This window comes from Streptomyces sp. SAS_281 (assembly GCF_052542855.1).
Genome location: NZ_JBMNDO010000037.1, coordinates 20,382 through 35,380, shown reverse-complemented (window position 1 = coordinate 35,380; position 14,999 = coordinate 20,382). Strand labels below are relative to the sequence as shown.

At 71.2% G+C, this 14,999-nt stretch carries 14 protein-coding genes; 10 read left to right on the top strand and 4 right to left on the bottom strand.

Annotated elements, in window-relative coordinates; translation table 11 throughout:
* Positions 1–105: 105 nt before the first annotated feature.
* The 5 genes from ACN6LM_RS16580 (at position 106) to ACN6LM_RS16560 (ending at position 3,879) form a co-directional block, all read left to right on the top strand.
* Positions 106–546 carry a DUF6278 family protein gene (locus ACN6LM_RS16580; RefSeq protein ID WP_445066124.1) on the top strand — a complete coding sequence of 147 codons (441 nt, stop codon included), beginning with the start codon at positions 106–108 and terminating at the stop codon, positions 544–546.
* A 135-nt stretch (positions 547–681) separates the two neighbouring features.
* Positions 682–1,425 (top strand): amino acid ABC transporter ATP-binding protein, encoded by a 744-nt coding sequence (locus tag ACN6LM_RS16575; protein ID WP_445066123.1) that lies wholly within the window; start codon positions 682–684, stop codon positions 1,423–1,425.
* 14 nt (positions 1,426–1,439) lie between these two features.
* Positions 1,440–2,351, top strand: a complete 912-nt coding sequence (locus tag ACN6LM_RS16570) for a glutamate ABC transporter substrate-binding protein (protein WP_445066122.1) — start codon at positions 1,440–1,442, stop codon at positions 2,349–2,351.
* A 17-nt stretch (positions 2,352–2,368) separates the two neighbouring features.
* Positions 2,369–3,013 carry an amino acid ABC transporter permease gene (locus ACN6LM_RS16565; protein WP_445066121.1) on the top strand — a complete coding sequence of 215 codons (645 nt, stop codon included), beginning with the start codon at positions 2,369–2,371 and terminating at the stop codon, positions 3,011–3,013.
* Positions 3,010–3,879, top strand: coding sequence for an amino acid ABC transporter permease (locus ACN6LM_RS16560; protein WP_445066120.1), 870 nt, complete (start codon positions 3,010–3,012; stop codon positions 3,877–3,879). The genes ACN6LM_RS16565 and ACN6LM_RS16560 overlap by 4 nt, the downstream gene beginning before the upstream one ends.
* 86 nt (positions 3,880–3,965) lie before the next feature.
* Here the strand turns inward: ACN6LM_RS16560 and ACN6LM_RS16555 are convergent, their stop codons facing one another.
* Positions 3,966–5,174 carry an Ig-like domain-containing protein gene (locus tag ACN6LM_RS16555; RefSeq protein WP_445066119.1) on the bottom strand — a complete coding sequence of 403 codons (1,209 nt, stop codon included), beginning with the start codon at positions 5,172–5,174 and terminating at the stop codon, positions 3,966–3,968.
* Between the two features lie 223 nt (positions 5,175–5,397).
* Here ACN6LM_RS16555 and ACN6LM_RS16550 point away from each other — a divergent pair, with 223 nt between their 5' ends.
* Genes ACN6LM_RS16550 through ACN6LM_RS16530 form a run of 5 tightly spaced genes read left to right on the top strand, consistent with a single transcriptional unit; the run spans position 5,398 to position 10,938 of the window.
* On the top strand, positions 5,398–6,561 hold the full coding sequence (locus ACN6LM_RS16550; RefSeq protein WP_445066118.1) for a lipid II:glycine glycyltransferase FemX: 1,164 nt from the start codon (positions 5,398–5,400) through the stop codon (positions 6,559–6,561).
* Positions 6,558–8,249, top strand: coding sequence for a murein biosynthesis integral membrane protein MurJ (gene murJ, locus ACN6LM_RS16545; protein ID WP_445066117.1), 1,692 nt, complete (start codon positions 6,558–6,560; stop codon positions 8,247–8,249). The genes ACN6LM_RS16550 and murJ overlap by 4 nt, the downstream gene beginning before the upstream one ends.
* A gap of 60 nt (positions 8,250–8,309) precedes the next feature.
* On the top strand, positions 8,310–8,993 hold the full coding sequence (locus ACN6LM_RS16540) for a response regulator (RefSeq protein ID WP_425809642.1): 684 nt from the start codon (positions 8,310–8,312) through the stop codon (positions 8,991–8,993).
* A complete protein-coding gene (locus ACN6LM_RS16535; protein WP_445066116.1) occupies positions 8,990–10,411 on the top strand; it encodes a HAMP domain-containing sensor histidine kinase in 1,422 nt (473 codons plus the stop codon). The genes ACN6LM_RS16540 and ACN6LM_RS16535 overlap by 4 nt, the downstream gene beginning before the upstream one ends.
* A gap of 11 nt (positions 10,412–10,422) precedes the next feature.
* A complete protein-coding gene (locus tag ACN6LM_RS16530) occupies positions 10,423–10,938 on the top strand; it encodes a hypothetical protein (protein WP_445066115.1) in 516 nt (171 codons plus the stop codon).
* Between the two features lie 269 nt (positions 10,939–11,207).
* Here the strand turns inward: ACN6LM_RS16530 and ACN6LM_RS16525 are convergent, their stop codons facing one another.
* Genes ACN6LM_RS16525 through ACN6LM_RS16515 form a run of 3 tightly spaced genes read right to left on the bottom strand, consistent with a single transcriptional unit; the run spans position 11,208 to position 14,994 of the window.
* Positions 11,208–12,302: a Rieske 2Fe-2S domain-containing protein gene (locus ACN6LM_RS16525; protein WP_445066114.1), complete on the bottom strand. Its 1,095-nt coding sequence runs from the start codon at positions 12,300–12,302 to the stop codon at positions 11,208–11,210.
* Positions 12,299–13,354 (bottom strand): MDR family NADP-dependent oxidoreductase, encoded by a 1,056-nt coding sequence (locus ACN6LM_RS16520; protein WP_445066113.1) that lies wholly within the window; start codon positions 13,352–13,354, stop codon positions 12,299–12,301. Before ACN6LM_RS16520 ends, ACN6LM_RS16525 begins: the two co-directional genes overlap by 4 nt.
* A complete protein-coding gene (locus ACN6LM_RS16515) occupies positions 13,351–14,994 on the bottom strand; it encodes a phytoene desaturase family protein (RefSeq protein ID WP_445066150.1) in 1,644 nt (547 codons plus the stop codon). Before ACN6LM_RS16515 ends, ACN6LM_RS16520 begins: the two co-directional genes overlap by 4 nt.
* Between the last annotated feature and the right edge of the window lie 5 nt (positions 14,995–14,999).

The window sequence follows — 14,999 nt, the reverse complement described above, 5'->3', positions numbered from 1 at the left end:
GGGCGCGTTCCGTGAACGCGCGGTGACCGTGCGGTGTTCGGCGCTCGAACGACAGGCCGCGCGCCCTGTGGTGCGCGGGCGCGCCGGGATGCGATTCTGAGCGGTATGAACATCCCTTTCTTGGACAACTGGCGTAAGCGCCACGACGGGGCGCGGAAGACGGGCCTCGCGGGCGCCGTCGACGCCGACCCGGAGGGCGTGGCCGAACTGCTCGCCGAGTGCGAGCTGCTCCGGGTCCGGGTGGGGGAGCACGGCATCGAACTGGACGACAGTCCCGCCTCGTTGACGGCCCTCGATCAGCTGGTGCCCCACTGGCGCGACGACCCGGAGGAACTGCCCTGGCTGGGCAACGACGCCGGGCTCTACCTGGGCACGGTCCTGGTGCGCAATGTCGCCGGGGCGCACTGGCACATCTGGCCGAGCGGTCAGCCCGTCGTGCGGCTCGCCTCGGGCCGTGAGATCGACGTGGTCGCCTCGGGCCTCGACTGGGCGATGTCCGGCAGCCCCGAGCTGTCCCAGGTGTACGCGGAGTCCGCCGAGGGCTGACTCGTTCCGCGCGGCGGACCGAGCGAAGCGATAAGAATCCTTTTGCCCCATTGGTGCGTGTCGGTCGAGAAGTCCCTTGCCGGGCTGGTTAGTTTGCGCTGACCTCGACCGAGCGACAAGTGGGTAGGGCAGCGTATGGCCGTCGATCCGTTGATCGAGCTGCGAGACGTCAACAAGTACTACGGAAAGTTGCACGTACTGCAGGACATCAATCTCACCGTCGGCCGCGGGGAGGTGGTGGTGGTCATCGGCCCGTCCGGCTCCGGGAAGTCGACGCTCTGCCGGGCGATCAACCGGCTGGAGACCATCGAGTCGGGCCACATCACCATCGACGGCAGGCCCCTCCCCGAGGAGGGCCGGGGACTGGCGCAGCTGAGGGCCGAAGTCGGCATGGTCTTCCAGTCGTTCAACCTCTTCGCGCACAAGAGCGTTCTCGCCAACGTCTCCCTGGCCCAGGTCAAGGTACGCAAGCGGAAGAAGGACGAGGCGGACCAGCGCTCCCGCGAACTCCTGGACCGGGTGGGGCTCGCCGCGCACGCCGACAAGTTCCCCGCCCAGCTCTCCGGCGGGCAGCAGCAGCGCGTCGCCATCGCCCGCGCCCTCGCCATGGACCCCAAGGCGCTCCTGTTCGACGAGCCCACCTCGGCGCTCGACCCGGAGATGATCAACGAGGTCCTCGAAGTGATGCGGCAGCTCGCCCGCGAGGGCATGACCATGGTCGTCGTCACCCATGAGATGGGCTTCGCCCGCTCCGCCGCCAACCGGGTCGTCTTCATGGCCGACGGCTGCGTCGTGGAGGACCGCACCCCGGAGGACTTCTTCACCTCCCCGGAGAGCGACCGGGCCAAGGACTTCCTGTCCAAGATCCTCAAGCACTGACAGGAGGCCCTGAGTTGCGTACGAGGAAACTGCTGGCCGTCTGCGCCGGCCTCCTGCTCGCCCTCTTCGCCGCCGCCTGCGGCAAGGAGGGCAGCCCGCCGGTCAAGGGGCCGAAGGCCGACCAATTGCCCATCTACCAGGTCGACAAGGGCTTCCGGCTGCCGGACTCCCGGACCTGGCGGAACGCGAAGAAGCGCGGCTACCTCCGGGTGGGCGCCAAGGAGGACCAGCCCTACCTGGGCGAGAAGGACCCCGCGACCGGCGTCTACTCAGGCTTCGACATCGAGATCGCCCGCATGATGTCCGCCGCGCTGGGCTTCGACCCGGCGTCGATCCGCTTCAAGACGATCGCCTCCGCCAACCGCGAGACCGCCCTCCAGAACGGGCAGATCGACTACTACGTCGGTACCTACACCATCAACGACATGCGGAAGAAGCTCGTCGGCTTCGCCGGTCCCTATTACATGGCGGGCCAGGGACTCCTGGTGCGCACCGACGAGGACGACATCCACGGTCCGCAGGACCTGGCCGGCAAGACGGTCTGCTCGGCCGCGGGCTCGACCCCGTACCAGCGGATCGCCGCCGATTACCCGAAGGCGAAGCTGGTCGCGTACGACACGTACTCGATCTGTGTCGACAACCTGCTGACGTTCCAGGTGGACGTCGTCACGACCGACGACGCGATCCTGCTGGGCTTCGCCGCCAAGGCGCCCGACGAGATGAAGGTCGTCGGCAAGCCCTTCTCCGAGGAGCCGTACGGCATCGGGGTCCCGCGCGGCGACAACGCGCTGCGCTTCGCACTCAACGACGCGCTGGAGGAGAACGAGAAGAACGGCAACTGGAAGAAGGCGTTCGAGGCGACCCTCGGGCTGTCGGGCGCGCCCGCGCCCAAGCCGCCGCCCATCGACCGCTACCCGGCGAACTGAGAGGACGGCCCACCCCCATGGACGTACTCACCGACAACTTCTCGCTCTACGGCAAGGGCTTCCTCGGCACCGTCGAACTCACCGTCTACGCCTCGATCCTGGCCCTGGTACTCGGCTTCGTCATGGCCTCGTTCCGGGTGGCACCCGTCGGCTCGCTCCGGGTGTTCGGCACCGTGTGGGTGACGATCCTGCGCAACACCCCGCTCACCCTGCTCTTCTTCGCGGTGCTCCTCGGCCTGCCGCGCTTCGGGCTCGTCCTGCCGTTCAACGTGTTCGCGATCCTCGCGCTGGGCTGCTACACCTCCGCGTTCATCTGCGAGGTGCTGCGCTCCGGCATCAACACCGTGCCCACCGGGCAGGGCGAGGCGGCCCGCAGCCTCGGGATGACCTTCGGGCAGAGTCTCGGCGCCATCGTGCTGCCGCAGGCGTTCCGCTCGGTGATCCCGCCGATCGGCTCGACGCTCATCGCGCTCGCCAAGAACTCGGCGATCGCCGGGGCCTTCAGCGTCACCGAACTCCTCGGTACCTACAAGACCCTCAACGAGCTGGGTTACAGCATCATCTGGACCTTCGTATGGATCGCCGTGGGGTACCTCATCATCACCCTCGCCATCAGCGCGCTCTTCCACATCATGGAAAAGCGCTGGGGAGTCGCCCGATGACCGCCCACTCCGCACCCGCCAACGCCCTGTACGACATCCCCGGACCGCACACCCGCAAACGGCACCGCCTCTACGGAGTCGTGTCGACGGTCCTCATCCTCGCTCTGATCGGCTGGGTGATCTATCTCCTCTTCGACACCGACCAGTTCACCGCCGCCAAGTGGACGCCCTTCGAGTACAAGGGCATCCAGGAGCTCCTGCTGCGCGGACTCGGCAACACCCTCAAGGCGTTCGCCTACGCCGCCGTCCTCTCCCTGGCCCTCGGCGCCGTCCTCGCGGTCGGGCGGCTGTCCGAACACCGCCCGGTGCGCTGGATCGCCACGATCCTGGTCGAGTTCTTCCGCGCCATGCCCGTGCTGGTGATGATCTTCTTCATCTTCGTGGCGCTGAAGGTGCAGCCGCTGCCCGCGCTGGTCGCCGGACTGACGCTCTACAACGGCTCGGTGCTCGCCGAGGTGTTCCGTACCGGCATCAACTCCGTCGAGCGCGGCCAGCGCGAAGCGGCGTACGCGCTGGGCATGCGGAAGACGCAGGTCACCACCTTCGTCCTGGCGCCGCAGGCGATCCGCGCGATGCTTCCGACCATCATCAGCCAGCTGGTGGTGGCCCTGAAGGACACCTCGCTCGGCTACCTCATCACGTACGAGGAATTCCTCCACGCGGGCAAACTCATCGCCTCCAATTTGGACTACGATCTGCCTTTCATCCCCGTGGTGATGGTGATCTCACCGATCTACATCGGGATGTGCATGCTGCTCTCCTGGTTCGCCACCTGGGTGGCGAGGCGGCAACGGCGCAATCCGAAGACGGAGGCGGTGGGCGTCGGACCGGCACAGCCCGGCACGCTCATGCCGGGAGGGCGGTAGAGGGACGGGAGCAAGGTCCGCCCGGCAGCAGCCGGTGATCACTTCTCGCACGCGGGAAGAAGGTCAGCTGCGCGCCGGCGGACCGGTCAGCCGAGGGCGCTCCTCGTCTGCCACTCGTCCCACGAGACGTTCCACGCCCCGTAGCCGTTGCCCTCCGCGACCGTGCCCTTGGTCTCCGCGCCCGTGATCTCGAACGGGTCGCCGACGCGGGCCTGCCGGTAGAGGGCGGCGGCATTCGCGTCGCTCATCCCGACGCATCCCGAACTGTGGTTGGCCCGCCCGAAGTACGCCGCGTTCCACGGCGCGGCGTGGGCGTACATGCCCGACCAGGTCAGCCGCATCGAGTAGTCGACCATCTTGTCGTACGTGTGGCCCAGGCCCACCGTCTCGGAGCGCATGTTGATCGTGCCCTCCTTCGCCATCAGCACGGCCGTCCCCCGCCAGGACCGCTTGTCGCCGCCCGGGGTGCCACCGGACACGGGCACGTCCATGACCGTGCGGCCGTCCCGCTTCAGCGCCAGCCGGTGCCGGTCCAGGTCCACCTTCACCACCTGGCTCGCGCCCACCGTGAACGTGGTCGCGTAGTCCCGTACGAAGAAGCCGCCCCCGGGACCCGAGTCGACGCCGTTCAGCTCGGCGTCGAGCGTGATGCGCGTCCCGGACTTCCAGTACTCCTTCGGACGCCAGTCGACGCGGTCGCGGCCCGAGTAGTCGCGCAGCCAGCCCCACGAACCCTCGGTGTGGTTCGAGGTGGACACCTTGAGGGCCTTCTCGACAGCGGCCTTGTCCTTGACCGGGTTGTCGAACACGATCGACAGCGGCTGGGCGATGCCCACCGTCGTGTTCTTCCCGGGCGCCAGCGTCAGCTTGTTCACCTTGTCCGCCGCCCGCGTCGTGAACGAGGCGGTGTCGCTGCCGCCCGAGGTGTCGCGCGCCTCCACCCGGTACGCCGTCCCGGGCGCCGCCACCCGGTCGGACGTCCAGGTCCGGCCGTCGGCGGATATCCGGCCGGTGAGCGGGCCGCCCTCCCCGGCCGTCACGGTCACCTCACGCAGCTTCCCGGCCGCCAGGGTCACCGTCACCGGCTTGCCCGCGGCGGCCGACGTGCCGTGCGCGTTCACCGAGATGGAGGCCCGCGCCGCCGCCTTCGAAGGGGCCGCGTCACCGTTCTTGTCCGAGGCGGCGGCCCCTCCGGAACAGGCCGTGAGGGTGACGCCGAGCACCGCGCAGCCGGCGATCAGCGCGAGCTGGGCGGGGCGCGGCGGGCGCGCCGGTATCAGGAATGCGGGAATCAACGGAAACCTCCGGGGCCGTGCTCGGTCATCGGTGAAGAGGAACGCACCGGAGCCTAGGTTCCGTGAATCCGCGGAAAAGCAGGAATTCCCTGTGTGACGGGAAGTGCGGCGCAACGGTCATCGTCCGGTCACATTCGGCGCGCGGACCCGTCACGGACCGCTGTGAGCATCCTGGGCAGCCCCGCAGAGCAGACCGCGGGGCCCGAGAGGGAGGGCCACCGACATGTCAGCGCTGCTAGCGACCGGAGACCGCAGCAGGGAACGGGACCTACGCATCCGCGGCCTCACGGTGGACGAGCACCGAGCCCATCTGGCCACGCTCGCGGACGCCAGCTTCCTGCAGTACCCCTCCTGGGCCGGGGTGAAAGAGGGCTGGTCCTCGGAAAGGCTCGGCTGGCACGACGACGACGGCACCCTGAACGGCAGCGCGCTCGTCCTCTACCGGCAATTCCCGGGCACCCGGAAGTACTTCGCCTATCTCCCGGAGGGCCCGGCCGCCGACTGGGCGGACCCGGCAATGGACCGCTGGCTGCGCCCCCTGCTCGCGCACCTGCGCGGGGCAGGGGCGTTCGCCGTACGCATCGGCCCCGGCCCCGCCTACCGTCGCTGGACCGGCGCCCGCCTCAAGGCCGCCACCGGCCCCGGGCGCACGGTCGGCGACGTCCTGGCGAGCGAGGTCGACCCGCTCGGCGCGGCCGTGGCCGACCGGCTGCGGGCGCGCGGCTGGCGGCGCTGCGGCGGGGACGGCGACGACGCGGACGCCCAGCCCCGGTACGTCTTCCGGGTGCCGCTCGCCGGGCGCACCACCGACGACCTGTGGTCCGGGCTCAACCAGGAGTGGCGCCGCAACGTCCGCCGCGCGCACAAGGCCGGCGTGCGGATCGTGACCGGAAGCGCCGCCGAACTGCCCGAATTCCACCGGCTGCTGAGGATCACCGAGGAGCGCGACGGCTTCCGGCTCGGCCGCTCGCTCGGCTACTACCAGCGCCAGTACGCCGCGCTCAACGCCGAGGAGACCGGCCGGATGAGGCTCTGCCTCGCCGTGCACGACGGGGAGATCCTGGCCGCCCACACCATGATCAGCACCGGCCGGCGGGTCTGGTACCAGACGGGCGCGTCCGCCGACCACCGCCGAGAGGTCCGCCCCAGCAACGCCCTGCAGTGGCGGATGATGTGCGACGCCCTCGAAGGCGGCGCCGAGGTCTACGACATGCGCGGGGTATCCTCCACCCTCGATCCCCATGACCGGCCCTTCGGGCTGCTGCGCTGGAAGCTGGGCACCGGCGGGGAGGTCGTGGAGACCCTCGGAGAGTGGGAGACATCGGTGGGCGGAGCCGCCAACAACACGTTGTTCCGGGCGTTCCAGGCGTACCTGGCACGCCGGTGACGGCCGCAGGCGCCGCCCCGGAGGCGGTCGCCCCCGAGCAGAGCGGCGCGCGCGGCTCCGGCTCGGTGCTGCGCAGCGGCGCCCTGATGGCCGCCGGATCCATCGTCTCGCGGGCCACCGGGTTCGTACGCTCGGCGGTCGTCGTCGCCGCGCTCGGCACCGGACTGCGGGCCGACGGCTACTCGGTCGCCAACACCGTGCCCAACATCCTCTACATGCTGCTCATCGGCGGCGCCCTCAACGCGGTCTTCGTCCCCGAACTCGTCCGGGCCGCCAAGGAGCACAGCGACGGCGGGGCCGCCTACACCGACCGCCTGCTCACCCTGTGCACGGCGGGCCTGCTCGCCCTCACCGCACTGGCCGTCCTCGGCGCACCGCTGATCATCCATGTGTACGCCCCGACCTACGACGGCGACCAGGCCGAACTGACCATCGCCCTGGCCCGCTACTGCCTGCCGCAGATCCTCTTCTACGGGCTGTTCACGCTCCTGGGCCAAGTCCTCAACGCCCGCGACCGGTTCGGCGCGATGATGTGGACGCCGGTCCTGAACAACCTCGTGATCATTGCCGTGTTCGGGCTCTACCTCTGGACGGCGGCGAGCTCCGACGGCACCCTCACCTCCGCGCAGGCGCAGTGGCTGGGCTGGGGGACCACGGCGGGCATCGCCGTGCAGAGCCTCGCCCTGGTGCCCTCGCTGCGCGCCGCGAAGTTCCGCTGGCGGCCCCGGTTCGACTGGCGCGGCAGCGGACTGACCCGGCCGCTGCGCGCCGCCGGCTGGCTCGTCATGCTCGTCCTCACCAACCAGGCCGCGTACTGGGTGATCACCCGCCTCTCCACCGCCAGCGGCCAGCATGCCGTGGACCAGCACCTCGCGGGCGGCGCCGGCTACACCGCGTACAGCTACGCGTACCAGCTCTGGGTCGTGCCGCAGGGCATCGTGACCGTCAGTCTCGTCACCGCGCTGATGCCCCGCATGAGCCGCGCGGCGGCGGGCGGCGACCTCGCCGGGGTGCGCCGGGACCTCTCGTACGCGCTGCGCACCTCCGCCGCCGTGGTGGTTCCGGCCGCCGCGCTGCTGCTGGCGCTCGCGCCCTGGGTGATGGGCTCGGTCTTCGGCTACGGGCGGACCGGCCCGGCGGACATCACGGTGATGGCGGGCATGATGGCCGCGTTCGCCCCCGGACTCATCGCGTTCTCCGGGCAGTACGTGCTCTCGCGCGGGTTCTACGCGATGAGCGACACCCGCACCCCGTTCCTGCTGAACCTGGTCATCGCGGCCCTCAACGCCGGGCTCTCGGTCGTCGCCTATCTGACGCTGCCCGCGCGCTGGGCGGTGACCGGCATGGCGGGCGCGTACTCGGTGGCCCTGCTCACCGGCTTCGCCGTCACCGCGTACGTGCTGCACCGCAGGCTCGCCCCGCGCGGTGCGCCGCGCCCCTCGCTCGGCCGCTCGCCCGGGCTGTGGGCGCACGGGCGGCTGGTCGCCGCGTGCGTGCCGGCCGGGGCGCTGGCGTACGGGGCGGCCCGCGCCGTCGACACGCAGGGCTCGGGCCTCGGGGACTTCGCCGCGCTGGGTGCCGGGACGGCCGTCCTCGCGCTGGTCGTGGCGGGGCTGGCCCGGCCGCTGGGGCTCACCGAGGTGAGCGCCGCGCTGAACGCCGCCCGGGGCCGGTTCCGGCGCGGCTGAAGCGGCCCGCGCTCGCCTGTCCGTTCGAATCCATTCCTTGATCGCTGGGATACTGACGCCATGCCTCGCGTGCTCCTCATAGAAGACGATCCCTCGGTACGCGAGGGGGTCGAGCTGGGCCTGCGCAGGCGCGGCCACGAGCTGCGGGCCGTCGGCACGGGCGAGGCCGGGCTCGCCGCGCTCGGGGAGTTCCGGCCGGACCTGGTCCTCCTCGACCTGATGCTGCCCGGCATGAACGGCGTCCAGGTGTGCCGCCGCATCCGGGAGACCAGTCAGCTCCCGGTGATCATGCTGACCGCGCGCGGTGACGACTTCGACGTCGTCGTGGGCCTGGAGGCCGGCGCCGACGACTACATCGTCAAGCCCGCCCGGACCGAGGTCATCGAGGCCCGCATCCGGGCGGTGCTGCGCCGCCTCGCCGTCCCGGCCGGACGCGGCGGCACCGAGTCCCACGGGGAACTGACGGTCGACCGCGCGGGCCTCGCCGTCGCCAAGGCGGGCGAACGGCTGCTCCTCGCCCCGTCGGAACTGAAGCTGCTGCTCCACCTCTCGGCCTCGCCCGAGCAGGTCTTCAGCCGCCAGCAGCTCCTGGAACACGTGTGGGAGCACAGCTATCACGGCGACGCCCGCCTGGTCGACGCCTGTGTCCGCCGCCTCCGCCAGAAGATCGAGGACGTCCCGGGCAGCCCCCGCTACATCCAGACGGTCCGAGGCTTCGGCTACCGCTTCGGACCGCTCACATGAAACTGTTCGCCGCCCGCCTCGGCCTCCGCACCCGGCTCATCGCGGCGTTCCTGTTCGTCGCGGCCGTCAGCGCCGCCACCACCGCCGCACTCACCTACCGCGAGGCCCGCTCCGCGATCCTCCAGCAGGCGCAGGACTCCGCCGTCGCCCAGTTCCGCGACCGGGTCGGCGACCAGGCCGTCGGCCTGCCCATCGACAGCGAGCAGCTGCGCCATGTCTGCCTGGGGCTGGCCCGGGCGGGCGGCGGGCGCGGCTGGACGGTGTTCGCCGAGTACGGGAAGCTGCGGGCCTCCTCGTCGGACCGGTCCTCCTCCGGGGTGATCACCGCCGACCTGCGCACCGCCACCCGCGACAACACCCACGGCTCCTTCCAGCGCGTCGTCAAGGACGGCAAGCCGTGGCTGACCGTCGGCATGCCCGCCCTGTTCAACCGGGGCGACGGCAGACAGCCCACCGGCCTCGTCCTCTACGCCGTGATGCCGCTGTCCACCGAGGACGCCAACGTGGCCGCCATGGTCACCGCCGCCCGCGACGGCGCCCTGCCCGCCCTGCTCGTCGCCCTGGTGCCCGCGCTGCTCGCCGCCCGCAGCGTCCTGCGACCGGTCCGCGAGCTGCGCCGCGCGGCGGCGGGCATCGGCAGGGGCGAGCTCGACACCCGGATCGCGGTGCGCGGCTCCGACGAACTCGCCGACCTGGCATGGACGTTCAACGAGTCGTCCACCAAGCTCCAGGACTCCGTCGAGGAGTTGCGCCGGGCCGAGGAGCGAGCCAGGCGCTTCGCGTCGGACGTCTCCCACGAACTGCGCACCCCGCTCGCCGGTATGCTCGCCGTCACCGAGGTCCTGGACGAGGACGCCGGTGAACTGCGCCCCGACACCGCTGCCGCCGTCCGCCTGATCAGCGCGGAGACCGGCAAACTGGCCACCCTGGTCGAGGACTTGATGGAGATATCCCGCTTCGATGCCCGAGCGGCCGAGCTGCACCTCGACGAGGTCGACGTCGCCGAGACCATACGCAAGACCCTTCAGGGCCGCCGTTGGGAGGACCGGGTCACCACCGAACTGCCCGACGGCGTGAGGGCGGTGCTCGACCCGCGCCGCTTCGACGTGGTCGTCGCCAATCTGGTCGGCAACGCCCTGCGGCACGGTGCGGAGCCCGTCACCGTACGGGTACGGGGAGGCGCCCGGCTCGTCGTGGAGGTGGAGGACAGCGGGCCGGGCATCGACGTGGCGGTGCTCCCGCACATCTTCGACCGGTTCTACAAGGCCGACGCGGCCCGGACCCGGTCGGCGGGCAGCGGCCTCGGCCTCGCCATCGCCCAGGAGAACGTACGGCTGCACGGGGGGACGGTCGGCGCGGCGAACCGCCGAGGGGGCGGCGCGGTGTTCACCGTGGAGCTGCCGCTGGGGGAGCGGTGAGGGGCGGGCGCGTGCTCGGCGCGCTGCTGCCCGTGCTGCTGCTCGCCCCCGGGTGCGGGATCCGCGCGACGGACGTCGTGGAGGCGGGTGAACCGGCGACCGTGGAAGTGGCCCCGGCCGACCAGCTCGGCACCCTGCTGTACTTCGTGTCCTCGTCCTCGGCGTCCCGGCTGATGCCCGTCGTCCGCAAGTCCCGCACCGTGCAGGTCGGCGACAACGGGGCCTGGGAGGAGGCCGGGTCGACCGGGGCGCCCGACGCCCTCCTGCTCCTACTCCTCGGGCCCACCAGGGCGGAGCGCGACGCCGGACTACGGTCGGAGCTGCCCACCGGCCGGAGGCGCCTGGCCGTCGAGCTGAACGCGGACGGCGTGCGGGTCACCGTGGACATCCCGGTCACCGGACTCTCCCAGGCCGCCCGCCAGCAGCTCATCTGCACAGCGGCCCGGGCCCGTACGGCGGACCGGACCGAGGCGGTCACGGTGAAGGGCACGGACGGCGTCATCGGCCCGGCACACTGCTCGGTCTGACCGCGCTCCGGCCGCGCAGTCCCGGGAAGGCGGAGGAGGCTGTTGTCGAGCAGCAGGGTGACAGCGCGGATGCGGAGAGCTCGGTGTCTTCAGACGCGGTCCGCGGGTCCATCCTTGAACTCGGTTTCGTGACAGTGTCCTGAACTGCGGGAACGCGAAGGCTCTCGCTCGTGCGGGAGCCTTCGCGATGAGAGTGGAGGAGTATTCGCCGCAACCTCGCCATCGGGGTTCATCGCCAGGACGGTGCCGCCAACGTGGCCGCGGACCGGCTACGTCACCCTGCTCTCCGCTTCCCCCGCCGCTCGCCGCATCACCGACGACGGCGCCCGCGCCCGCAGCCGGTCCGGCGGGTAGAACTGCCGGGCCCAGTGGCGGAACGGGCCGATCGGGCCGTCGCCGCGGGCCAGCCGGGGCGGAGACACGTACCGCTTCGTCGCCCAGACCGGGAAGTCCTGGGACACGAAAGCGCAGTTGCCCCGGAACATCACACCCGCCAGCAGCCGGTGTACCGAGCGGCTCACCCAGCGGGCCAGCGGGGCCGGGAGGGCGGCCGGCTGGGCCACCTCGAAGCGGCTCGTCTGGCGCAGCTGGAAAGCCGCGGGCGCGATCATCGTGGTCGTGTATACGGCACAGGTGCGCACCCCGAACCGAGGAAGCGCCGTGCACACGTGCACCCGGCTGATCCCGTTGCCCTCCAGCGTCACCTCCAGCGGACTCGCTCCGAGCAGCGGCACCCGCTCCTCGGAGCGCACCGAGATCCGGAAGGACCGCCCCTCGAAGACCGCCGGCTCGGCCACCTCCGACGCGCCCCAGCCGTGCAGCGGCGTGAAGTGCCCGATGTCCACCGTGTTCTCGACCACGTCCTGGCTGTGCCCCGCCATCTCCCACGCGGCCAACCGCGGCGCCCGCGTCCCGAGCGTATGCCAGGGCGTGAGCTCCCAGTCCGGCGCCCGCCCGTCGTGGTGCCGCCACACGAAGACGGCGCCGTCTACCTCGCGCACCGGAAGCAGGGTCAGATCCGAGGACGGCGGCGGAGGCGTGCCGTACCCCGTCCGCGTGCAGGCGCCGTCCGGGCCGAAGGCGAAGCGGTGGAAGGGGCACAGCAGTTCGTCGCCCTCCAGCGCGCCGAGCCCGAGGTGCGCCCCCAGGTGGGGGCAGTACGGGCGCACCGCGCGCACCTCGCCGTCGCGGAGCCGGTAGAGCACCACGTCCTCGCCCTGGAGCGGCCGGGTCAGCAGCGCCCCCCGTACCACCTCCGAGGAGAACGCCACCGAGAACCAGCCGTCCGGGTACGGCAGGACTGGCTCGTGCGCGTCGGCCCGGCTCGGGCCCTCCGTGAGCGCCCGGGTGTGGCCGCGCCTCACAGCTCGACCAGCACCTTGCCGAAGGACGCCGCGCGGTCGGTGTACAGGCTGCGGTAGGCGGCGGGAATGGAGTCGAAGCCGTGGTGCAGGGTCTGCTGGTAGCGGATCTCGCCGGCGCGCACCAGCGGCCCCAACTCGGCGTGCAGCGCCGCCCAGTTGTCGTCGGTGAACCACTCCAACGCGAAGATCCCGCGGATCGTCGTGCGCGGGAACATGATGTACGGCAGCAGCCGGGGCCCGGTCCACTCGCCGCCGACCTGGCTCGCCCACTGCCAGCACACCGCGACCCGGCTGTCCACGGTGAGCATCGTGAAGACGGTGTCGGTCATGACCCCGCCGAGGTTGTCGAAGTACCGGTCGACGCCGTCAGGAGCCGCCTTCGCCAGGTCCTCGCGGAGCTGCGCAGGGTCTCCGCCGTGCCGGAAGACGACGACGGCGTCGAATCCGAGCGCCGTCAGCCGCGCCGCCTTCTCCGGCGAACCGGTCGTGCCCACCACCCGCGCGCCGGCCCGCTTCGCCAGCTGCCCGGCCAGCGTGCCGATCGCGCCGGACGCGCCGCTGATCAGGACCGTGTCGCCGGGCCGTACGGCCAGGAAGGTGGTGAGGGCGCCCCACGCGGTCATCCCGGCACCGCCGAGGATGCCCAGCGCGGTGCTCAGCGGCAGCGCCTCGTCGTAGTGGGCCGGGTCCAGCTTCCGGTACGCGGGGAAGACCATCGGGAACGTGCCGGTCTGCCACAGCGCCCCTGCGCCGTTACTGACCAGGTGGGTGCGCCAGCCGCCGAAGCCCTGCACGAGGTCCCCGACGCCGAACATCGCCCTCGGTCCGGCTGCCAGCACCTCCATGATCGAGTCGGCGCCCATGTGGTCGCCCACCGGGGTGTCCAGGGCGATCCCGTGGAGGTACGGGTCCACGGAGACGTACCGCGTGCGCAGCAGCATCTCGTCCTCGGCCAGGTCGGTATCGAGCTCCTCCACCACCTTCACGTACATCCTGTCCACGTCCGGCACGCCGTCGTTGTGCTCGCTGACGATCCACTTGGCGGTCTTCACGGGGTCGCTCCTGCGGGTTCGATGAGTTGTACGGGGAGAGGGGCGCTGTCGTCGACGGCGGCGGTGAACGGCCGCCCGTCGTCGCGGCAGATGAAGTGCATGACGTGCCGTCCCGAGGCCGCGGCCCGGATCAGGCCGCCGGTGGTGGCCCAGACGCCGGACAGATAGAAGTCCGCGAGCCCCGGCAGTCCCGGACCGTGTCGCTTGACCTCCTGTTCCACGGTCTCGCCGCTGTCCACGAACGGCTGCCAGCCGAGCACCGTGCCGTCGTAGTTGCCGGTGTAGCGGACCTGGGTGAGCGGAGTGGACACGTCCCGCACCGCGATCGAGTCCCGCAACCCGGGGTGCCGCTCGTCGAGGAAGTCGACGATCGTGTCCCGGACCTGCCGCTTGGCCCGCTGGTACTCGCGCCCACGTCCGACCGGCAGCGTGTGCAGCTCCTCGCCGCGGCGGATCCGGGTGAACTGTTCGGGACCGGTGCTCAGCTCCCGCCACGGCGCGATGTCGCAGAAGTACGTGGCGTACACCACGGAGGTACCCGGCGGCGACAGCTCCGGGTAGTGGCGGCTGCGGAACTGCACGTTGACGCTGGGGTGCCGGATGCCGGTGAGTCGCTTCGCGACCACGTCCTCCAGGAGGTACGTGGTGCAGGGCTCGCCGTCCGGGAAGGGCCGGCGCAGCCCCAGGAAGACCGTGAGGTAGCCGGGGAAGACCATGTCGGGTTCCGTGATGGTCCGGGTGTACAGCTCCCGGTACGTGTCGGTGAGGTAGCGGCCCTTCAGCAGGTCGAGGAGGGTTGTGCGCCCGTCGCAGGCGGAGACCACGATGTCCGCCCGCAGCTCCGTGCCGTCGCTCAGCCGGACCCCGGCCGCCCGGTCGTTCTCCACCAGGATCTCCACGACCCTGGAGTTGTACATGACTTCGCCCCCGAGCCCCCGGTAGCGCTCCTCGACCGAGCGGGCCAGGCCCAGCGAGCCGCCTTCGGGGACACCGGCCGAGGCGTCGGCGTGCGCCGCGAGCTGGAAGTAGAACGGCAGCACGGGGAAGTTGGGATGCTTCTCGTACAGGATGAAGTTGAACGCCTCGCGCAGCAGCGGGTCCCGGAAGCGCAGCGAGTAGTCCCGCATCAGCGTGCCGATGGAACGCTGGATCACGTTGAAGTAGGGGACCAAGGACGCCAGCATCCGCCAGCGCTCCAGGCGGCCCATGAGCCCGACCGGAGTGAGGAACGGGTAGCGGGCGAGTGCCTTGCGGAAGGTCCGTAGCCCGGCGCAGAAGTCGCGGATCACCCGGGCGTCGCCGGGGGAGAGGGCGAGCAGATGCGCTTCGAGGCGGTCCGGATCGGAGTAGAAGTGGACCGCTCGCCCGTCCCGCCCGCGCACCGTGTTGAACACGTCGAAGTTGCGCATCCGCTTGCCCTGGAGGGCGCCGAGCTCCAGCCAGATCTGGTGCATCTCGTTGCCCGGCCCGCTGCCGAGCAGCCAGCTCACACAGCAGTCGAGGGTGAAGTCGCCCCGGTCCCAGGCGGTGCAGGAGCCGCCCGGGATTTCGTGCATCTCCAGCACCCTGCTGCGATAGCCGTTCATCTGGGCGTAGCAGCCGGTGGAGAGGCCGCCGAGCCCTCCGCCGACGATCAGCATGGTCT

Coding starts and splice junctions, on each gene's coding strand:
- ACN6LM_RS16580 (WP_445066124.1), top strand. CDS start 106: ATGAACATCCCTTTCTTGGACAACTGGCGTAAGCGCCACGACGGGGCG.
- ACN6LM_RS16540 (WP_425809642.1), top strand. CDS start 8,310: ATGCCTCGCGTGCTCCTCATAGAAGACGATCCCTCGGTACGCGAGGGG.
- ACN6LM_RS16575 (WP_445066123.1), top strand. CDS start 682: ATGGCCGTCGATCCGTTGATCGAGCTGCGAGACGTCAACAAGTACTAC.
- ACN6LM_RS16535 (WP_445066116.1), top strand. CDS start 8,990: ATGAAACTGTTCGCCGCCCGCCTCGGCCTCCGCACCCGGCTCATCGCG.
- ACN6LM_RS16550 (WP_445066118.1), top strand. CDS start 5,398: ATGTCAGCGCTGCTAGCGACCGGAGACCGCAGCAGGGAACGGGACCTA.
- ACN6LM_RS16515 (WP_445066150.1), bottom strand. CDS start 14,994: ATGCTGATCGTCGGCGGAGGGCTCGGCGGCCTCTCCACCGGCTGCTAC.
- ACN6LM_RS16565 (WP_445066121.1), top strand. CDS start 2,369: ATGGACGTACTCACCGACAACTTCTCGCTCTACGGCAAGGGCTTCCTC.
- ACN6LM_RS16560 (WP_445066120.1), top strand. CDS start 3,010: ATGACCGCCCACTCCGCACCCGCCAACGCCCTGTACGACATCCCCGGA.